The organism is Burkholderia sp. 22PA0099, assembly GCF_047497165.1.
Classification (GTDB): Bacteria; Pseudomonadota; Gammaproteobacteria; order Burkholderiales; family Burkholderiaceae; genus Burkholderia.
In genome coordinates this window covers 3,009,722-3,028,596 of the sequence record NZ_CP163164.1, presented here as the reverse complement: position 1 = coordinate 3,028,596, position 18,875 = coordinate 3,009,722, and the positions used below count along the sequence as shown (strand labels likewise).

The following is an 18,875-nucleotide window of genomic DNA, read 5'->3' as shown; positions in this document are numbered from 1 at the left end:
CGCGAAAGCGCTTTCGGGTTTTCCGAGTGCCCGCAGGAAAACCCGAAAGCGCTTTCGCGGCGGTAAACTCGGTCAATCATTGTCAGTCTGGCGAAACGCCCGACTATTCTACGCAACCCGCATCGTAGAACCGCGTAAAGGCACGACATTTTATGCAGGCAACGAACACGAAGTCAATGCCTAGTCGATTTCAACAAATAGATACTTTACATTTTGAAGTCGTCTCGACATACGGGCATAGCTGGCATGGCTGTGGATCGTCATACTCGGGGCTAGTAGCGCCCATCTGCGCCTGCGACCCCACTTGAGGCGACGTAAGTACCAATTTTTCTCTAATTGCTCGCCCCTGCATCCACCGCCCCCCCCCATCCGTATCTCCCCATGAGCCCCCCGACCCCGGACCCCTCATGCCCCTCCCCCTGTCCGTCGCCCTATCCGCCGCAACCCTGATCGCGCTATTCACCGCCGTCTGGCTCTGGCAACTCCGCAGCCAGAACGCCGGCATGATCGACCCGATCTGGGCCTTCGGCCTCGCGCTAGTCGCAATCCTGACCGCCCTAACCGGCACCGGCGCCCCATCAAACCGCTGGCTCGTAGCCATCGGTGGCACCCTCTGGGGCCTACGCCTTGCCCACCACCTTTGGAAACGCAACTTCGGCCACCCCGAAGACGCCCGTTACCGCCAATTCCGCGACCAATGGGGCACCGCAGCCCCTTCCCGCTTCTTCTGGTTCTTCCAACTCCAGGCGGTAGTCGCCCTAATCCTGGCCATCGCCTTCTTCGTCCCAGCCTTCCGCCCCGAACCCGTCGCCGCTCCCGACGCCCTGGCCGCCATCGCAATCTGGCTCGTGTCAGTAATAGGAGAAGGAGTAGCAGATCGCCAACTAGCCCATTTCACCGCCAACCCCAAAAACAAAGGCGAAGTCTGCCGCACCGGCCTCTGGCACTACTCCCGCCACCCGAACTACTTCTTCGAATGCCTGCACTGGTTCGCCTACACCGCCCTGGCGATCCGCCTGCCCTGGGGCTGGCTGACCCTGATCCCCCCTTCGTGATGGCCTGGCTACTCATGAAGCTATCCGGCATCCCGCTACTCGAAGCCCGCCTGATCCACACCCGCCCCGGCTACGACGACTACATCCGCACCACCAGCGCCCTGATCCCCTGGCCGCCGCGCCGCTCGCCGCCTGCCGGCCCGCGCTGAGCCCTCAACCGCAAGGAGCCTCACGATGAGCACGACCGCTACCAACCCCACGCCCGCGCCGCACGCCCCGGAACCCTGGCTGATCCAGTGCTGCGAACGCGGCTGGCTGCCCGACATGCTGATCCGCGCCGGCATGCGCCAATTGATGCGCACCCGCCTGCGCGAAGCGTTCGCGCACGACGGCGAACGCAGCGCGGACGCCCTCCAGCACCTGCTGGCCGAACTGCGCGCGAGCCCGATCGCAATCGACACGCAAACCGCCAACCGCCAGCACTACGAAGTGCCGGACACGTTCTTCGAGCAGCACCTCGGCCCACGCCTCAAATACTCGTGCGGCTACTACCCGCGCGGCACGGAAACGCTCGCGCAAGGCGAGGACGCGATGCTCGAATGCTATGCCGAGCGCGCGGGCCTGGCGGACGGCCAACGCATCCTCGATCTGGGTTGCGGCTGGGGTTCGCTGTCGCTGTGGCTGGCGGAGCGCTATCCGGCGGCCCGCATCGTGGGGCTGTCGAATTCGCACGGCCAGCGCCGCTTCATCGAGCGCCGCGCGGCGGAGCGCGGCCTGACGAACCTGCGCATCGTCACGGGCAACATCGCCGATTTCGATTTCGCGCCGGAAGAACGCGGCTTCGACCGCGTGGTGTCGATCGAGATGTTCGAGCACATGAAGAACTACGGCGCGCTGCTGGCCAAGATCGCGAGCTGGCTGCACGACGACGGCCGGCTGTTCGTCCATCACTTCGCGCACCGCACGGCGGCCTATCACTTCGATTCGCAGGACGGCACGGACTGGATGTCGCGCCATTTCTTCACGGGCGGCACGATGCCGTCGGCCACGCTGCTGCTGCACTTCCAGGACGACCTGCGCGTCTCGCGCCAATGGTGGCTCGACGGCCGCCACTACGCGCGCACCGCCGAGCAATGGCTGGCCTCGCTGGACGACGAGCGCGAGGCGGTGATGCCGGTGTTCGAGGGCGTCTACGGGGCGGACGCAGCGCTGTGGTTCCAGCGCTGGCGCATGTTCTACATGGCGGTGGCGGAACTGTTCGGCTATGCGCACGGCCGCGAATGGGGCGTGGCGCACTGCCTGCTCGAAAAGCGCCAGGTGTCGCGATGAGCCGCGCACGCCTGATCCGCCTGGCCCGCGCGAGTGTGCTCGTGGTGGCCGCCGCCGCGCTGCTGCCGGCGCTGTCTGCCTGCTCGAACGACCCGCCGAACCCGAACCCGCGCGCAGCCGTGCCGCTGCAAACGGTGCCGGTCGATCTGCCGCGCTACATGGGCCGCTGGTACGTGATCGCGAACATCCCCTACTTCGCGGAACGCGGCTTCGTGGGCAGCCGCGTGCACTGGGCGCTGCGCGAGGACGGCCGGATCGACGACGGTTTCGCGGGCCGCAAAGGCAGCTTCGACGCGCCGGAAACCACGCACAGCTTCGTGGATACGGTGCAGCCGGGCAGCGGCGGCGGGGCCTGGCGCGTGCGGCTGTTCTGGCCGGTGTACGTGAGCCAGTTGACGCTCTACGTCGATCCGGACTACCGCTACACGATCCTCGGCTATCCCGGCAAATCGCTCGGCTGGATCCTCGCGCGCGAGCCGCGGATCGACGCGGCGACCTATCGGGCGCTGCTGGCGCGGCTCGACGCGATGGGCTACGACACGGCGCGCTTCCGCCAGGTCGCGCAAACGCCCGCGCAACTCGGCCAGCCGGGCTTCGCGCGGCCCGACGGCAAGGATTGATCGCACGCGGCTGCATCCGTGGGGGCGAGTCGTCCGTATCTGTCCCTGTAGCCCCCCGAGTTCGTCATCAGGAATCAGGAGCAGGAACGCCATGGATCATCAAGCCGCCGCACGGCGGCCCGGACAACGCATCGCCGTGGTTGGCGCCGGCATCGCCGGGCTGGCCAGCGCCTATCTGCTGGGCCGCCGTCACCACGTGACCCTGTTCGAGGCGGCCGGCTACGCGGGCGGCCATACCAATACGGTGGATGTCGAACTGGACGGCCAGCGCCATCCGGTCGATACCGGCTTCCTGGTGTTCAACGACCGCACCTACCCGAACCTGATCGCGCTATTCGATGAACTGGGCGTGCAGTCGCACCAAACCGACATGTCGTTCTCGGTGTCGCTCGACAGCGGCCGCCTCGAATGGGCGGGCACCAACCTGAACACGGTGTTCGCGCAGCGCCAGAACCTGCTGTCGCCGGCGTTCCTCGGCATGTTGCGCGACATCCTGCGCTTCAACGCATCGGCGCTGGCGCAGCTCGACGTGGCGTTGCGCACGCGCTGCTCGGTCGGAGAATTGCTGGCCGAGGGCCGTTACGGCACGCCGTTCCAGCGCCATTACCTGCTGCCGATGGCGGCGGCGATCTGGTCCAGCGAGGCGGACGACGTGCTGCGCTTCCCGGCCGCCACGTTCCTGCGCTTCTGCCTGAATCACGCGCTGCTGCAGGTCAACAACCGCCCGGCCTGGAAGACGGTGGTGGGCGGCGGCCGCGAATACGTGCGGCGCATCCTGGCCACGCTCGACGACGTGCGCCTGAACACGCCCGTGCTGGCCGTGCGCCGCGAGCCGGACGGCGTGACGGTGGCCACCGACGCAGGCGGCAACGAGCGTTTCGACGCCGTGGTGCTGGCCAGCCACGCGCCCACCAGCCTGCGCTTGCTGGTGGATGCCGACGAGGCCGAGCGCAACGTGCTCGGCGCGGTGCGTTATCGCCGCAATCTCGCCACGCTGCATACCGACGCGCGCCTGCTGCCGCATCGGCGCAGCGTGTGGTCGGCGTGGAATTACCTCGGGCGGCAAGGCGCGGACGGCACGCAGGAAACCTGCGTCAGCTATCTGATCAATCAATTGCAGCCGCTGCCGTTCAAGCAGCCGGTGATCGTCACGCTCAATCCGTTCGAGCCGCCGGCCGAGCGCAGCGTGCTCGGACAGTATCAGTACGAGCATCCGCTGCTCGATCAGGCCGCGATCGACGCGCAGCAGCGCCTGCCCAAGCTGCAAGGCCGCCGCCATACGTGGTACGCGGGCGCCTGGGCCGGCTACGGCTTTCACGAAGACGGCCTGAAATCGGCGTTGCGGGTGGCCGCCGCGTTCGACGTGCTGCCGCAATGGGCCACGCCATGACTGCCCGAGCCGCCGCGCCCGCCGCGCAGTTCCTGACCGGCCGCGTCATGCACGAGCGCCTGCGCCCGGCGCGGCATCGCTTCGACTATCCGGTGCTGTATCTCGGCTGCGACGTGGGCCGCCTCGCGCAAATCGAGCGACGCTGGTTCGGCATCGACCGCCGCGCGCCGCTCGGCCTCGCCATGCGTGATTTCGGCCCGCGCGACGGCCAGCCGCTGGGGCCGTGGATGCAGGCCCGGCTCGCCGAGGCCGGCATTCCGGCCGACGGCGAAATCCGGCTCATCAGCATGCCGCGCGTGTTCGGCCATGCGTTCAATCCGGTCGGGTTCTGGCTGTGCCACGACCGCTCGGGCGCGCTGCGGGCGCTGTATGCCGACGTGCGCAATACCTTCGGCGGCCATCACGGCTACCTGTTGAGCGCGCCCGGCCACGCGCCGATCGAAGCGGCCACCGAACTCGTCTGCCGCAAGGTGTTCCACGTCTCGCCGTTCTGCGAAGTGGCGGGCCGCTATGTGTTCCGCGTGCGCGAGCACGGCGAGCGGCTCGCCATCGCGATCGATTACCACGACGATCAAGGCCTGCTGCTGCGCACCGCGCTGGCGCTGCGCGCGCAGCCGTTCACGGGGCGGCAGGCGTGGCGGGCGCTGGCGCGCCAGCCGTTCGATATCGTCGGCGTGCTGTTTCGCATCCATTGGCAGGCGCTGCGGCTGTGGCTCAAGCGCGTGCCGTTTCACGGCGCGCATCCGCCCTCGCCGCCTGCTACCGAATCCACCCCATCCGCACCATCCTCGCTTCACGACCGGGAGACCTCGTCATGACCCTGCTGCGTTCGTTTTCGACTCCTGCCGCGGCGGGGCTGTCCGTGCGGCTCTTTTTCGGCTTGCTGCGGCGCGCGCGCGTCGGTCACCTGACGCTGTCGACGCCCGAGGGCGCGCAGTTCGTGTTCGGCGATCCGCACCAGGGGCCGAGCGCCGTGCTGCGCCTGCTCGACTGGCGCGCCTGCCGCGCGATCCTGCGCTCGGGCGACATCGGTTTCGCGGAAGCCTATCGCGCCGGCTGGCTCGATTCGCCCGATTTCACGGCGCTGCTGCGGCTGGCGATGCGCAACGAGGCGGCCGTCTCGCGCACCGTGCACGGCGGCCGGCTGGCGCGGCTCTGGTACAACCTGCGGCACCGGCTGCGGCCGAACACGCGCGCGGGCAGCCGGCGCAACATCCACGCGCATTACGACATCGGCAACCCGTTCTACGCGCTGTGGCTCGACGACACCTGGACGTACTCGGCGGCCTGCTTCGACGGCGATCCGGCCCGCCCGCTGGCCGAGGCGCAGCACGCCAAGTACCAGCGCATCGTCGACACGCTCGGGTTGAAGCCCGGCATGCGCGTGCTGGAGATCGGCTGCGGCTGGGGCGGCTTCGCGCTGCATGCGGCGCGGCTCGGCATTGCCGTGCGCGGCGTGACGATCTCGCCGAGCCAGCAGGCGCTGGCGGCCGAGCGGATTCACGCGGCAGGCCTCGACAGCCTGGCCAGCGCCGAGTTGTGCGACTACCGCGATCTCGACGGGCACTACGACGCGATCGTGTCGATCGAGATGTTCGAGGCGGTGGGCGAGGCGTTCTGGCCAGGCTATTTCGCGACGTTGCGCGAGCGCCTCGTGCCGGGCGGCCGGGCGCTGGTGCAAACCATCACGATCGACGACGCGTGTTTCGCGGCCTATCGCGCGTCGAGCGACTTCATCCGCGAGTTCGTGTTTCCGGGCGGCATGCTGCCGAGCCCGGAGCGGTTCGTGCGCGCCGCGCAGCGCGGCGGCCTGAGCGCCAAGGCCACCCTCAGCTTCGGCCAGGACTACGCGCACACGCTGCAACTGTGGCGGCAGGCGTTCGAGGCGCGGCTCGACGCGGTGCGCGCGCTCGGCTACGACGAAACCTTCGTGCGCACCTGGCGGCTCTATCTCGCGTATTGCGAGGCCGGGTTCGCCGAGGCGCGCACCGGCGTCATGCATTTCCTGATCGAACGGGACGGCTGAGATGCGCGCGCGGGCTTGGGGGAGGACGGCGCACGGCCTGATCGGCATGGCGATGGCGGCGGCCACGGCCTGCGCGTTCGCCAGCGCCGACACGCCGGCCGATTGCCGCAACGACGTGCCGGCGGCCCGCCTGATCGGCTCGGGCGAGTTTTGCGTGCTGGGGTTTTGTCTCTACGACGCGGCGCTGTGGGCCAGCCGCGCGCCGACCAGCCCGGACGTGCCGTTCGCGCTGGCGCTGACCTACCGCCGCAAGATCCACGCCGAACGGCTGGTGGAAGTTGGCATGGACGAGATTCGCCGCCTCGCGCCCGCTCCGCTGCCCGAAGCGACGCTCGCGGCGTGGCGGGCCGACATGCGCCGCGCGTTCCAGGACGTCGGCCCGGGCGACCGCTTATGCGGCGTCTACCTGCCCGGCCACGGCGCGCGCTTCTATGCGAACGACACGCTGAAGGCCGATATCGACGACCCGGCGTTCGCGGCGGCGTTCTTCGGCATCTGGCTCGATCCGCATACCCGGGCCGAGCGCCTGCGCCGCCGGCTGCTCGGCGAGCAGCCCTGACGCCGGCGCGGCAAGGCGTTCAGCTTGCCGCGTCGAGCCGGATCAACTGCGCGCCGTCGGCCACCTGATCGCCCACGGCATACAGCACCTCGGCCACCACGCCCGCGCTTGGCGCGCCGATGGTGTGCTCCATCTTCATCGCCTCCATCACGAGCAGCGGCGCGCCGGCTTCCACGGCCTGCCCCGGCTCGACCAGCACGGCGATCACCTTGCCCGGCATCGGCGCGGTCAGGCGGCCGCCGCCCTGTTCGGCGTCGCCGGCGTGGGCCAGCGGATCGGCCCAGTCGAACGTTTCGGCGCTGCCTTGCGCGAACACGTGGAACGCGTCGCCATCCACCACCACCCGGCCGGTGCCGCGCTGGGTGCCGATCGTCACGACGAAATCGAGCGGCGTCGCGCCGCGCGACCACGCGAACGGCAGCGGGCCGGCGTCGCCCACCGCCAGTTGCGCACCCGCCGCGCCCTGCGTGTACTCGACACGCAGGCCGCTTTCGCGTTCGCGCAACTGCCAGTCGAGCGTGCGGCGGTACGCGCCGTTGAGCCGCCAGTTGCCGAGCGCGGCCCACGGCGAGCCGGTGGCGACGCCGCCGGTTCCTTGCGCTTGCGCCTGCGCGCCGTCGCGCGCCAGCAAGGCCGCGCAGGCCAGCGCGACGGCCACCGGTGACAGCGGCTGCGGCGCGAACAGCGCGTCGTGATGACGCTCGATCAGGCCCGTATCGAGATCGCCGGTGGCGAACGGCTCGCTGGCCACGATCCGCTGCAGGAACGCCGCATTGGTCGACAGCCCCACCGCCTCGCACTCGCGCAGCGCGCGCGCCATCCGCTTCAGCGCTTCCTCGCGGTCCGCGCCGTGCACGATCAGCTTGGCGATCATCGGATCGTAGAACGGCGTAATCGCGTCGCCCTCGCGCACGCCGCTGTCCACCCGCACGGCCGCGCCGGTCGCGAACTCCACGCCGCTCGGCAGGCGCAGGTGGCGCAGCGTGCCGGTGGACGGCAGGAAGCCGCGCGCCGGGTTCTCGGCATACAGGCGTGCCTCGATCGCATGGCCGCTGGCCTGCAACTGCGCCTGGGCGAGCGGCAGCGGCTCGCCCGAGGCGGCCCGCAACTGCCATTCGACCAGATCGAGCCCGCTGACCATCTCCGTGACGGGATGCTCGACCTGCAGGCGCGTGTTCATCTCCATGAAGTAGAACTGCTCGCCCGTGACGATGAATTCGACGGTGCCCGCGCCCACGTAGCCGACGGCGCGCGCCGCGGCCACGGCGGCCTCGCCCATCGCGCGGCGCTGTGCGTCGGGCAGGCCCGGCGCGGGCGCTTCCTCCAGCACCTTCTGGTGACGGCGCTGCACCGAGCAATCCCGATCGAACAGGTAGACGGTGTGGCCGTGCGTGTCGCCGAACACCTGCACCTCCACATGGCGCGGGCGTTGCAGGTATTTCTCGATCAGCACGCGATCGTTGCCGAAGCTGCTGGCGGCCTCGCGCTGGCACGAGGCGAGCGCGGCCGGGAAATCGGCCGAGCGCTCGACCACCCGCATGCCCTTGCCGCCGCCGCCCGCGCTGGCCTTCAGCAGCACCGGGTAGCCGATCGCGTCGGCCTCGCGGTGCAGCAGCGCCGGGTCCTGGTCGTCGCCGTGATAGCCGGGCACCAGCGGCACGCCGGCGCGCTGCATCAGCGCCTTGGCGGCGGCCTTCGAGCCCATCGCGGCGATCGCGCCGACGGGCGGCCCGATGAACACCAGGCCGGCCGCCGCGCAAGCCTGCGCGAACGCCTCGTTCTCGGACAGGAAGCCGTAGCCGGGGTGGATCGCCTGCGCGCCGGTGGCGAGCGCGGCGGCCACGATGTGCTCGCCGCGCAGGTAGCTGTCGGCGGCGGCCGCGCCGCCGATCGGCACGGCTTCGTCGCAGGCGGCGACGTGTTTGGCGTTGGCGTCGGCGTCCGAGTAGACGGCGACGCTCGCGATGCCCATCCGGCGGCAGGTCGCGGCCACGCGGCAGGCGATTTCGCCGCGATTGGCGATCAGGATCTTGTCGAACATGATGGTCGGGGTTCGGTTGTCGGGTTTTGGCGAGCAGGCGTCGGGGCAGTCGAGGCGCGGTGGCCCGTCATGCGCGCCAGGCCGGCGTGCGTTTTTCGAGGAACGCGGCGATGCCCTCGCGCGCCTCGGCGCCGGCGCGCGTGGCGGCGATCCGGTCGGCGGTGTCGTCGATCAGCGCATCGTCGAGCGCGCGGCCGGCCACGTCGGCCACCAGCCGCTTGCCGGCGCGCACGGCGTCGGGGCCGTTGGCGCACAGCGCGTCGGCCAGTTGCGCGACGGTCGTGTCGAGCGCGTCGGCGGCCACCGCCTCGTGGATCAGGCCCAGTTGCGCGGCGCGCGCGCTGTCGAACACCTCGGCGGTCATGACGTAGCGGCGCGCGGCCCGCTCGCCGAGCGCGCGCACCACGTACGGCGCGATGGTGGCCGGGATCAGCCCGAGCCGCGCTTCCGACAGGCAGAAGCGCGCCGGCTGCGCGGCGATCGCGATGTCGCAGGCGGCCACCAGCCCGACGCCGCCCGCGTACACGTCGCCGTGCACCCGCGCGATCACCGGCTTGCCGCAGCGGTAGACCGCCTCCAGCATGCGCGCGAGCCGCCGCGCGTCGGCGCGGTTCTCGTCGTCGCCGTAGCCGGCCATCTTGCGCATCCAGTTCAGATCCGCGCCGGCGCAGAACGCCGGCCCCTCGGCCGCCAGCACCACGGCGCGCACGCCGTCATCTGCATCGAGCGCGCCGAACGCGGCGCTCAACTCGGCGATCATCGTTTCGTTGAACGCGTTGCGCACCTCGGGCCGCGCCAGCGTGACGGTGGCGATGCGGTGCGCGTGCGTGACGCGGATCGTCTCGTAGTTCGACATGCCGGCCTCCTTACATGCGGAACACGCCGAAGCGCGTGTCCTCGACGGGTGCGTTTTCCGCAGCGGCCAGGCCCAGGCCGAGCACGTCGCGCGTTTGCGCCGGCTCGATCACGCCGTCGTCCCACAGCCGCGCGCTGGCGTAATACGGGTGGCCCTGCCGTTCGTACTGCTCGCGGATCGGCGTCTTGAACGCGGCTTCCTCGTCGGCCGACCAACTGCCGCCCTTCGCCTCGATGCCGTCGCGGCGCACCGTGGCCAGCACCGAGGCGGCCTGATCGCCGCCCATCACCGAAATGCGCGCGTTCGGCCACATCCACAGAAAGCGCGGCGAGAACGCCCGCCCGCACATGCCGTAATTACCCGCGCCGAACGAGCCGCCGATGATCACCGTGAACTTCGGCACCTTGGCCGTGGCCACCGCCGTGACCATCTTCGCGCCGTGGCGCGCGATGCCCTCGTTCTCGTACTTGCGGCCCACCATGAAGCCCGTGATGTTCTGCAGGAACACCAGCGGGATCTTGCGCTGGCAGCACAGCTCGATGAAGTGCGCGCCCTTGACGGCCGATTCCGAGAACAGGATGCCGTTGTTGGCGACGATCCCGACCGGGCGGCCCCAGATGCGCGCGAAGCCGGTCACGAGCGTGGTGCCGAAGCGGGCCTTGAATTCGTCGAACGCGGAATCGTCGACGATGCGCGCGATCACCTCGCGCACGTCGAACGGCTTGCGCGTGTCGGCGGGGATCACGCCGGCCAGCTCGGCCGGCGCGTAACGCGGCGGCAATGGCTCGGCCGCCGCAAACCGGTCGTGCGCCGTGGCCGCCTTCGCGCCGAGGTTGCCGACGATCGAGCGCGCGATCGACAGCGCGTGCGCGTCGTTCTGCGCCAGATGGTCCGCCACGCCCGACAGCCGCGTGTGCACGTCGCCGCCGCCCAGATCCTCGGCGCTGACTTCCTCGCCGGTGGCCGCCTTCACGAGCGGCGGCCCGCCCAGGAAAATCGTGCCCTGTTCCTTGACGATCACCGATTCGTCGCTCATGGCCGGCACGTAGGCGCCGCCCGCCGTGCACGAGCCCATCACCACGGCGATCTGCGCGATGCCGGCCGCCGACAGGTTCGCCTGGTTGTAGAAGATGCGGCCGAAGTGGTCGCGGTCGGGGAACACGTCGTCCTGGTTCGGCAGGTTCGCGCCACCCGAATCGACCAGATAGACGCACGGCAGCCGGTTCTCGGCCGCGATTTCCTGCGCGCGCACGTGCTTCTTGACGGTAACGGGGTAGTACGTGCCGCCCTTCACGGTGGCGTCGTTGCAGACGATCACGCACTCGCGCCCGGCGACGCGGCCGATGCCGGTGATGATGCCGGCACCCGGCGCATCGTCGTTGTACATGCCGTAGGCGGCCAGTTGCGACAGCTCCAGGAACGGCGTGCCCGGGTCCAGCAGCAGCGCGATGCGCTCGCGCGGCAGCAGCTTGCCGCGCGCGACGTGCTTGTCGCGGGCGGCCTGGCCGCCGCCTTGCGCGAGCCGCTCGATCTTCTCGCGCAGGTCGGCCACCAGCGCGTCGAGCGCCGCCTGGTTGGCGCGGAATTCGTCGGAGCGGGGGTTCAGTTTCGATTCGAGGATCGGCATCGTGTCGGCTCCGCTGCGGCTCAGGCCGTTTCCGCGAACAGTTCGCGGCCGATCAGCATGCGGCGGATTTCGCTGGTGCCCGCGCCGATTTCATACAGCTTGGCGTCGCGCCAGAGCCGGCCGACCGGGTATTCGTTGATGTAGCCGTTGCCGCCGAGGATCTGGATCGCCTCGCCGGCCATCCAGGTGGCGCGCTCGGCCGTGTAGAGGATCACGCCCGCGCAATCCTTGCGCGCTTGCCGTACGTGCCCGCTGCCGGCGGCATCGAGATGGCGGCCGACCGCGTACAAATACGCGCGGCAGGCCTGGAACGTGGTGTACATGTCGGCCAGCTTGCCCTGGATCAACTGGAATTCGCCGATCGACTGGCCGAACTGCTTGCGATCGTGGATATACGGCACCACCGCGTCGAGGCAGGCCGCCATGATGCCGGTCGGGCCGCCCGCCAGCACCGCGCGCTCGTAATCGAGCCCGCTCATCAGCACCTTGACGCCGCTGCCCACTTCGCCCAGCACGTTTTCCTCGGGCACCTCGACGTCCTGGAACACCAGTTCGCCCGTGTGCGAGCCGCGCATGCCGAGCTTGTCGAGCTTCTGCGCCACCGAGAAGCCCTTCATGCCCTTCTCGACGATGAACGCCGTCATGCCGCGCGCGCCGGCTTCGAGGTCCGTTTTCGCGTAGACCACCAGCGTGTCGCAATCGGGGCCGTTCGTGATCCACATCTTGGTGCCGTTCAGCACGTAGTGGCTGCCGCGCCTGTCGGCGCGCAGCTTCATGCTGACCACGTCCGAGCCGGCGTTCGGCTCGCTCATCGCCAGCGCGCCCACGTGCTCGCCCGAGATCAGCTTCGGCAGATAGCGGCGCTTCTGCGCCTCGTTGCCGTTGCGGTTGATCTGGTTCACGCACAGGTTGGAATGCGCGCCGTAGGACAGGCCGACCGAGGCCGAGGCGCGCGAGATTTCCTCCATCGCCACCATGTGGGCGGTGTAGCCGAGGTTCGCGCCGCCGTATTCCTCGTCGACCGTCATGCCGAGCACGCCCAGGTTGCCGAACTTGCGCCAAAGGTCCATCGGGAATTGGTCGCTGCGGTCGATCTCGGCCGCGCGCGGCGCGATTTCCTTGGCTGCGAACGCGGCGATCGCGTCGCGCAGCATCTCGATGTCTTCACCGAGCATGAATTGCACGCCGGGCAGGTTGATCATGTCTCCTCCGATTCCAGAAAGTGCGTTCGGCCGATCCGGTGGGTAATGCATTCTGAGTTGTGCTCAGGATTTTCCGGGCGCCGACGGATTGAACGATGCCGCTTGATGGCGGCTAGTGTCGCGCGGCGGTTGTTTCGGCGTCAATGATTTTTTGAGTGTCACTCAAATTTCATGGCGATGTCGGCTATCATCGCTCGCATTGCTTCGTTTCGTGTTCACTCGCCATGTCCGACCTGCCCCTCAAGACCGACCGCCCCGACGGCAGCCGCGCGCCCGCCGGACGCAAATCGCAGCAGCGCGTGCAGGACATCCTGCGCGCCGGGCGCGAGGTGTTCGCCGAGAAGGGGTACGAGCACGCCACCGCCGCCGAGATCGCGCAGCGGGTGGGCGTGTCCGAGGCCACCGTGTTCAGCTATTTCCGTGGCAAGCGCGAGCTGTGCGCGCGCGTGATTGCCGACTGGTACGACGAGAACATCGCCACGTTCGAGGCGGGCATGCCGGCCGGCGCGCCGTTGCGCGAGCAGTTCGCGTTCGTGGTGCGCACGCATTTGCGGCTGATGCTTGTGAACGGCACCGGGTTGTGCGCGCTGGTGCTGTCCGAGGGCCGCGCCAAGCAGCAGATGCTCGGCGACGAACTCGGCGAACTGCAACGCCGCTACACCGCCCCGCTGATGAACCTGCTCGCGCGCGGCCGCGACGATGGCCTGATCCGCCGCGACATGCCGTTGAGCCTGCTGCGCTCGCTGGTGTTCGGGCCGATCGAACATGTGCTGTGGGACGCGATCCTCGGGCGGCGCACACTCGATACCGAGCGCACCGCCGATCAATTGATCGAGGTGCTGTGGGCGGCGCTGCAACCGCCGACGCCCGACCTCGACGCGCTGGCCGAATTCGGCCGCGAGGTGCGTGCCGCCGTGGGCCGCCTGGAGCACCGGACGGGAGCAGCAAGCAACGGGCCAGCCGGCGAAATGGCTTGACTGATCAAGTCATAGGGTGTAACGTCTGGCGACTAAAGTATCAAAGAAGCGTGATTGCTGCTCATCACTGACCGCTAGACTGCGGTATTCGTTGTCCTCTCCCTCCTTGATTCTTTTCGCGTGCCGAACACTGCACGCGGTCTGAGAAGCGGCATCGGTCCAGTCCTTTACGGCGCTACCGGCCGGAAGTCCGCTCAAGCAAACCTAGTTTTCCGTCGATTGCCTGTTCGACGCCGCATCCGGGATGTCTCGCCATTCATACCGCTGTCCGGTACATGTGCGGAGCGCCCGTTGCACGACGGGCGACGTACGACTCAACATCAACCCGGTCATTGGAGAAATCAATTTGGCAAAGGAAGAGCTGCTGGAACTGGATGGCGTTGTCGATGAAGTACTGCCCGACAGCCGCTATCGCGTGACGCTCGAAAACGGCGCTGTCGTGGCCGCCTACGCGTCGGGCCGCCTGCGGAAGAATCACATCCGCATTCTGGCCGGCGATCGCGTTCGACTCGAGATGTCGATGTACGACCTGACCAAAGGCCGTATCAACTACCGTCACAAGGACGAGCGTGCCATGTCCGGCGCGCCGCCTGCCCGCAGCTTCCGACGCTGAGTTTTCGCCCGCGTCGGCGGGCCTGGCACGCGCTAGTGCCCGGCCCGCCGACGCGGACATGTCTCGGCGCAGATCACCAGCGAATCTCAGGATTCCCGATCATTCCGCGGCGGATGCCGAACTTCTCTCACGACACACCATGTCCAACACATTACTGATTCATCATGCAAAACAACACACTCAAGAACTATCGCGGCTACGCCGTTAAACCGTCGGCCCATCGTCTTCCCGACGGCAGCTTTTCGTCCAACCTGACGCTGGAACGCACCAACATTCGCAGCGAGCCCGCCTCCTACGAGTTCTACACACTCGATTATTTCGGCTCCGAAGCCGCCGCCTTGCGACATTCCGCTCGCTGGGCACGCAATTGGATCGATACGCGTGGCTGAACCCGCGCCGCCTCCGATTCAACGCTCCTGATCTTCCCGGTTTCGTCGTAGTTTTCCGCAGTTTTCAGATGTCAGCCGCATGCAGCCGGCCCCGTTAGCGTTTCGCGCTCAGGCGATCGCCTTCCCCTCCAGGCCGCATCCCGTCTCACCCTGATTTCCCGTTCTCGTGACGCGCGATCATTGGCCCGCTCGCCAATCCGCTGCGCTCGCCGACGCATATCCGTCTACACTTGTCGGTCTCGACCCGATTTCACGGCAGACCGACCGATGACCCCGCCCCTTGACGCCAGCGCCTTGCGCGCGCTGGCCGAACGCGCCGAAGCCACCCAGCGCGCCGATTGCGCTTGCCACAAGACGCCGCTCGACGGCTGGCAATCGCAACCGCTGTCGCTCGATGAAACGCTGCTGGCGCAAGTCGGCACGTTGCGGGACGACGACGGGCGGGAGCCGTCTTACGACGAGTACCTGCCCGACGGCGTTCGCTACTGGTCGCCTGACGCGCCGATCGCGCCGCGTTTTTTTCCGTATAACCAATGCGACGTGTGGGCCTGCCAGGCTTGCGGTCGCGTGATGCTGCGTTATACGGAAGGCGGCGGGTATTTCGTAGATCGGCGGATTCGGGCGGTGCGGGCGGCGTTGGTGGTGGACGTTTGAGATTCGACGGGCCGGGCATCGGTTCATCGTCCCGGGCCGGATATCGGCCCATCATTAAGCCCGGTCGCCCTCGCCCGTTCCTGTAAACGTGGTCCGCCACGCGGCGGGCGACACCCCGAAGGCCCGCGAAAAATGCTGGCGCATCGACACCGCCGAGCCGAACCCCGTGGCATCCGCCACGTGCTCGACCGGCATCGCTGTCGTTTCCAGCAGACGCTGCGCCAGCGCGAGCCGCTCGCGTGTCAACCACGCATTCACCGTCGTGCCGGTCAGTTGCCGGAAATGACGCGTGAACGTCCGTCGACTCATCAGCACGCGATTCGCCAGCGAATCCAGCGTGTGCGCCTGAGCCAGATTCCCTCTCGTCCAATCCAGCAACGCCGACAGCCGCGAGCCGCCCTCCGTGGCCGGCACCGGCAACTCGACGAACTGCGCCTGGCCGCCTTGCCGATGCGGCGGCACCACGAGCCGCCGCGCCACCCGGTTCGCGATTTCGCAGCCGTAGCGCTGACGCAGGATGTGCAGGCAACAATCGATGCCGGCGGCGGAACCGGCCGAGGTCAGTACGTTCGCGTCCTCGACATACAGCACGTCGGGCGCCAGCAGCACCGATGGATAACGCGCCGCGAAGTGCTCGGCAAAGGCCCAATGCGTGGTCGCACGGCGGCCGTCGAGCAACCCGGCCGCCGCCAGCACATAGGCGCCGAGACACAGGCCCACCAGATGCGCGCCGCGCCGATGCGCCGCCGCCAATTCACGAAGCAGGCGTTCGGGCGGTCGTTCGTCGGGATCGCGCCAGGTCGGGACGATGACGATGTCGGCCGTGCGCAGCGCCGACAAACCGTGCCGCGCGACGATCTCGAAGCCGGCCGTGGTACGCAACGGCCCCGGTTCGGCCGCGCAGACTTTCAGCGTATGCGGCGGCTCGTCGGTTTTCTCGGACTCGAACGCGATGCACGGCACCGACAGGTGAAACGGGCTGATCCGGTCGAACGCGACGACCGCGATGACAGGTGGCGACACGGCATGCCTCAGGAAAATCAGATTGGCCCGATTCTATCGTCAAACGACTGTCGGGCCACTCGCTGGTTAGACGTTCGAACGCCATGATGAGGCCTCGTTCACCCCCACCCTCGAGGTACACGCATGACGAATCGCAAACGCGCACTGGTCGTTATCGACCTGCAGAACGACTATTTCCCCGACGGCGCCTTGCCGCTCTGGAACCCCGAGGCAACGCTGGCGAATGTAGAGCAGGCGATCGGCAAGGCGCATGCGCTGGGTATTCCGGTGATTCTCGTCCAGCACGTGAGCCAAGGGCCGCGCAGCGGCTTGTTCGATGCGGATACCGCAGGCGTGGAGATTCATCCGCGCATTCGGGCCGCCGCGCCCGACGCGCCGGTCGTCGTCAAGGCGTTTGCCGACAGTTTCTGGCAGACCACGCTCGATGACACCTTGCAACGCCTCGGCGTCGACGATCTGCTGATTGGCGGGATGATGACGCAGAACTGCGTGACCCATACGGCGATCTCGAAGTCGGCGGAGAAATACGGCGTGACGGTGTTGTCGGATTGCTGCACGACGGTCAGCGAGTTGATTCACAAGTTCGCCGTGAACGCGATGTCGACGCGGGTGGCGGTGGAGACGGTGGAGGTGGCGTTCGGGGCGGCGTGATTACTGTGCCCTTTCTCGAGGCGATAGTGTATTTTCCAGAATTCGATTTCAACTGCGTCGGATTCATCATTGGAAAAATCACCTGCTGATTGGGTGCCTCCTGCACAAGGCAGCCGACACGCCGTTTCGGGATACTGGGCATTTTTTATTGTTGCGCTTCAAGCCCTGATGATCCTGATCGCTGCCGATATCGCGTATTGGCTGGTCAGTTGCAGCGAAGCCAGCATATTGGAACGCCTTGGCTGGGCTGCATTTTTCACGGCGATACTCGTGCCAATAGCTTTCATGCAATCGCAACCCGATGCCGGGTTGTATTGCATTGCGGGCCTCGTCGCCATCGGCGTACTGGCACATTGGCGACGCTGGATTCCGGCTAGATGGCTGGTGCTTGGCGTGCTGATGGGTGGCGGGCTGGGAGTCGTTTTCACACGCGTCTTTGTGTGGAATGCAGCGTGTCGCTTGTGGTAGCGGGCTTGCTTCCATACAGATCAAACCTGATCAATCCCCGGCCAAAATATCGAAACTCAAAATCGGCTCCGATCGCTTCTCACCGCCCGTTCTGACCAAATTGAAGTAAGGCACCGGAACGAATTCACCCGTCGCGGCATCCGTCGTCTTGGCGATATAAAGATAGAGCTGAACGACATCGCCCTCTCCCGCGACCGTCAAACTCGGCCATTCGCCCGGCGATTCGGTATCCCAAGCAGTCAGTGCGTTCCCCGGAATGATCGACACCCGCTCGATCTCTCCGTCAAGGAAATACGCTCCCCGACACGCGGGCGCTGTGTTCTCGGGAAAGAACATCGCCGATTCGTTCGTGCCATGCGACGTGATCATGTACAACCACGGCGTGATACCCCAGCACAGCACCATCAACCCGCGTTCGAACAAATCGCCGGCCAGTTCCGTCGTGGTGAACGCTTCGACGATGTTGTGGCGGCCGGCGCCCAGCGTGTCGCGAATGAATGCATTGAAGCGCGGCACATCCACGGCAACAAACCCCAGATTGCCGTAGCTGTCGAAAAGATATCGATTCGAGGCGGGCTGAATCCGCGTACCCGGAATCTTGCAAAACACCACGTAGACGACCAACAGCTCCGACGACTTGATCAAGCGCTGACGCCCTTCGTCCAAGCCGGCCTGCTTGCCGATCGCCGGGGTTTGCAGGAACGCGATGACGTTCAGTTCCCACTCGCCCGAGCCGACGACCTCAGCCGGGATGGCGATCTGCATGCCCTGTTCGTCGAAGTCGATGCTGCCGGCCGCATCGACCGAGATTCGATGACGTTCGCCATGCGATTCATCGAATGCATAATTTCCGATGCTGCTTTCCGCAAGCGACGTCACGCATTCCACCGTCAGGACGGTGCGATTCTCGTAGTTCATCCGCTTCACGAAATCGAATACCGGCAACGTTTTGTCGCCATTCGAATCGCTGATCTTCAAGCCGACGTCGTGCAGGCGTCGCGCCGTCTGGAGCACCTCGAAATCTTGCTGTTTCATACTTCACGAGCGCGATGACCAGGGCTGCAAGACCAATGACATGCCATTTCAGAGTTCGTCCCACGATAAGGAGTCTGGGCGTTGCTTTGTAGAGAAAAATTGCGTTGCCCCTTCAATCATTGCCTTTTTGCTCACCACGCAGCTTTTCGAGAGTTGGACTTCGCCCCCGAGCTTGTTTTCATAGAATGTCTCGACGCCATCTACCAGGGATTCACCTTGCGATACAAAATTTTCACCAGCGTCCATGTAATACACGACGGCAATTTCATTCTTGGTGAAAATATTCAACTGGGGAAACCCATCATCCTCGAATGTCAGCGTGAAGTTGTTCGAATCGAAGGCTGGTTTCTTGTGGAGAAATTCAACCAATTCATTCAAATTATCGATTTCAATTTCGCCATCAAAATCGTCTGCATACAT

General features: G+C 66.9%; 19 protein-coding genes and 1 pseudogene. 13 read left to right on the top strand and 7 right to left on the bottom strand.

The features are described from left to right. Positions 1-407 precede the first annotated feature (407 nt). From AB4851_RS13335 to AB4851_RS13305, 7 genes and pseudogenes are all read left to right on the top strand, one after another. Positions 408-1,204 (top strand): annotated as a pseudogene (locus tag AB4851_RS13335) (DUF1295 domain-containing protein). Between the two features lie 25 nt (positions 1,205-1,229). Further along, positions 1,230-2,324, top strand: coding sequence for a class I SAM-dependent methyltransferase (locus tag AB4851_RS13330; protein ID WP_414447594.1), 1,095 nt, complete (start codon positions 1,230-1,232; stop codon positions 2,322-2,324). Next, positions 2,321-2,944: a lipocalin family protein gene (locus AB4851_RS13325; RefSeq protein WP_414447593.1), complete on the top strand. Its 624-nt coding sequence runs from the start codon at positions 2,321-2,323 to the stop codon at positions 2,942-2,944. Before AB4851_RS13330 ends, AB4851_RS13325 begins: the two co-directional genes overlap by 4 nt. A gap of 91 nt (positions 2,945-3,035) precedes the next feature. Beyond that, the gene (locus AB4851_RS13320; RefSeq protein ID WP_414447592.1) at positions 3,036-4,334 is read left to right on the top strand and encodes an NAD(P)/FAD-dependent oxidoreductase; all 1,299 of its coding nucleotides are present in this window, start codon (positions 3,036-3,038) and stop codon (positions 4,332-4,334) included. Continuing rightward, positions 4,331-5,152, top strand: a complete 822-nt coding sequence (locus AB4851_RS13315) for a DUF1365 domain-containing protein (protein ID WP_414447591.1) — start codon at positions 4,331-4,333, stop codon at positions 5,150-5,152. The genes AB4851_RS13320 and AB4851_RS13315 overlap by 4 nt, the downstream gene beginning before the upstream one ends. After that, the gene (locus AB4851_RS13310) at positions 5,149-6,360 is read left to right on the top strand and encodes a class I SAM-dependent methyltransferase (RefSeq protein WP_414447590.1); all 1,212 of its coding nucleotides are present in this window, start codon (positions 5,149-5,151) and stop codon (positions 6,358-6,360) included. Before AB4851_RS13315 ends, AB4851_RS13310 begins: the two co-directional genes overlap by 4 nt. A gap of 1 nt (position 6,361) precedes the next feature. After that, complete coding sequence (locus AB4851_RS13305) at positions 6,362-6,919, top strand: chalcone isomerase family protein (RefSeq protein WP_414447589.1); 558 nt, start codon at positions 6,362-6,364, stop codon at positions 6,917-6,919. Positions 6,920-6,938: 19 nt separating this feature from the next. Here the strand turns inward: AB4851_RS13305 and AB4851_RS13300 are convergent, their stop codons facing one another. The 4 genes from AB4851_RS13300 to AB4851_RS13285 all read right to left on the bottom strand — a co-directional run bounded on the left by AB4851_RS13300 (position 6,939) and on the right by AB4851_RS13285 (position 12,645). Beyond that, positions 6,939-8,960, bottom strand: a complete 2,022-nt coding sequence (locus tag AB4851_RS13300; RefSeq protein ID WP_414447588.1) for an acetyl-CoA carboxylase biotin carboxylase subunit — start codon at positions 8,958-8,960, stop codon at positions 6,939-6,941. A 67-nt stretch (positions 8,961-9,027) separates the two neighbouring features. Continuing rightward, entirely contained in the window at positions 9,028-9,816 is a 789-nt protein-coding gene (locus tag AB4851_RS13295) for an enoyl-CoA hydratase/isomerase family protein (RefSeq protein WP_414447587.1), read from the bottom strand. A gap of 10 nt (positions 9,817-9,826) precedes the next feature. Beyond that, a complete protein-coding gene (locus AB4851_RS13290) occupies positions 9,827-11,443 on the bottom strand; it encodes a carboxyl transferase domain-containing protein (RefSeq protein ID WP_414447586.1) in 1,617 nt (538 codons plus the stop codon). 20 nt (positions 11,444-11,463) lie between these two features. Further along, complete coding sequence (locus tag AB4851_RS13285) at positions 11,464-12,645, bottom strand: isovaleryl-CoA dehydrogenase (RefSeq protein ID WP_414447585.1); 1,182 nt, start codon at positions 12,643-12,645, stop codon at positions 11,464-11,466. Positions 12,646-12,869: 224 nt separating this feature from the next. Here AB4851_RS13285 and AB4851_RS13280 point away from each other — a divergent pair, with 224 nt between their 5' ends. The 4 genes from AB4851_RS13280 (at position 12,870) to AB4851_RS13265 (ending at position 15,278) form a co-directional block, all read left to right on the top strand. Further along, positions 12,870-13,622, top strand: a complete 753-nt coding sequence (locus AB4851_RS13280) for a TetR/AcrR family transcriptional regulator (RefSeq protein WP_414447584.1) — start codon at positions 12,870-12,872, stop codon at positions 13,620-13,622. Between the two features lie 346 nt (positions 13,623-13,968). Then, a complete protein-coding gene (gene infA / locus AB4851_RS13275) occupies positions 13,969-14,235 on the top strand; it encodes a translation initiation factor IF-1 (protein WP_414439203.1) in 267 nt (88 codons plus the stop codon). 164 nt (positions 14,236-14,399) lie between these two features. Further along, a complete protein-coding gene (locus tag AB4851_RS13270; protein ID WP_414439204.1) occupies positions 14,400-14,624 on the top strand; it encodes a hypothetical protein in 225 nt (74 codons plus the stop codon). Positions 14,625-14,891: 267 nt separating this feature from the next. Then, on the top strand, positions 14,892-15,278 hold the full coding sequence (locus tag AB4851_RS13265) for a hypothetical protein (protein WP_414447583.1): 387 nt from the start codon (positions 14,892-14,894) through the stop codon (positions 15,276-15,278). A gap of 54 nt (positions 15,279-15,332) precedes the next feature. Here the strand turns inward: AB4851_RS13265 and AB4851_RS13260 are convergent, their stop codons facing one another. After that, positions 15,333-16,313: a helix-turn-helix domain-containing protein gene (locus AB4851_RS13260; RefSeq protein ID WP_414449184.1), complete on the bottom strand. Its 981-nt coding sequence runs from the start codon at positions 16,311-16,313 to the stop codon at positions 15,333-15,335. Between the two features lie 111 nt (positions 16,314-16,424). On the opposite strand from AB4851_RS13260, the gene AB4851_RS13255 reads away from it, so the two are divergent. Then, positions 16,425-16,952 (top strand): cysteine hydrolase family protein, encoded by a 528-nt coding sequence (locus AB4851_RS13255; RefSeq protein ID WP_414447582.1) that lies wholly within the window; start codon positions 16,425-16,427, stop codon positions 16,950-16,952. Positions 16,953-17,021: 69 nt separating this feature from the next. Next, entirely contained in the window at positions 17,022-17,420 is a 399-nt protein-coding gene (locus AB4851_RS13250) for a hypothetical protein (protein WP_414447581.1), read from the top strand. A gap of 30 nt (positions 17,421-17,450) precedes the next feature. Here AB4851_RS13250 and AB4851_RS13245 read toward each other — a convergent pair whose 3' ends face one another. Then, positions 17,451-18,455, bottom strand: coding sequence for a hypothetical protein (locus tag AB4851_RS13245; protein ID WP_414447580.1), 1,005 nt, complete (start codon positions 18,453-18,455; stop codon positions 17,451-17,453). Positions 18,456-18,503: 48 nt separating this feature from the next. Beyond that, the gene (locus tag AB4851_RS13240) at positions 18,504-18,875 is read right to left on the bottom strand and encodes a hypothetical protein (protein ID WP_414439214.1); all 372 of its coding nucleotides are present in this window, start codon (positions 18,873-18,875) and stop codon (positions 18,504-18,506) included.

Coding starts and splice junctions, on each gene's coding strand:
- AB4851_RS13265 (WP_414447583.1), top strand. CDS start 14,892: ATGACCCCGCCCCTTGACGCCAGCGCCTTGCGCGCGCTGGCCGAACGC.
- AB4851_RS13300 (WP_414447588.1), bottom strand. CDS start 8,960: ATGTTCGACAAGATCCTGATCGCCAATCGCGGCGAAATCGCCTGCCGC.
- AB4851_RS13255 (WP_414447582.1), top strand. CDS start 16,425: ATGACGAATCGCAAACGCGCACTGGTCGTTATCGACCTGCAGAACGAC.
- AB4851_RS13320 (WP_414447592.1), top strand. CDS start 3,036: ATGGATCATCAAGCCGCCGCACGGCGGCCCGGACAACGCATCGCCGTG.
- AB4851_RS13310 (WP_414447590.1), top strand. CDS start 5,149: ATGACCCTGCTGCGTTCGTTTTCGACTCCTGCCGCGGCGGGGCTGTCC.
- AB4851_RS13240 (WP_414439214.1), bottom strand. CDS start 18,875: ATGTATGCAGACGATTTTGATGGCGAAATTGAAATCGATAATTTGAAT.
- AB4851_RS13325 (WP_414447593.1), top strand. CDS start 2,321: ATGAGCCGCGCACGCCTGATCCGCCTGGCCCGCGCGAGTGTGCTCGTG.
- AB4851_RS13280 (WP_414447584.1), top strand. CDS start 12,870: ATGTCCGACCTGCCCCTCAAGACCGACCGCCCCGACGGCAGCCGCGCG.
- AB4851_RS13295 (WP_414447587.1), bottom strand. CDS start 9,816: ATGTCGAACTACGAGACGATCCGCGTCACGCACGCGCACCGCATCGCC.
- AB4851_RS13305 (WP_414447589.1), top strand. CDS start 6,362: ATGCGCGCGCGGGCTTGGGGGAGGACGGCGCACGGCCTGATCGGCATG.
- AB4851_RS13270 (WP_414439204.1), top strand. CDS start 14,400: ATGCAAAACAACACACTCAAGAACTATCGCGGCTACGCCGTTAAACCG.
- AB4851_RS13285 (WP_414447585.1), bottom strand. CDS start 12,645: ATGATCAACCTGCCCGGCGTGCAATTCATGCTCGGTGAAGACATCGAG.
- AB4851_RS13315 (WP_414447591.1), top strand. CDS start 4,331: ATGACTGCCCGAGCCGCCGCGCCCGCCGCGCAGTTCCTGACCGGCCGC.
- AB4851_RS13245 (WP_414447580.1), bottom strand. CDS start 18,455: ATGAAACAGCAAGATTTCGAGGTGCTCCAGACGGCGCGACGCCTGCAC.
- AB4851_RS13290 (WP_414447586.1), bottom strand. CDS start 11,443: ATGCCGATCCTCGAATCGAAACTGAACCCCCGCTCCGACGAATTCCGC.
- AB4851_RS13330 (WP_414447594.1), top strand. CDS start 1,230: ATGAGCACGACCGCTACCAACCCCACGCCCGCGCCGCACGCCCCGGAA.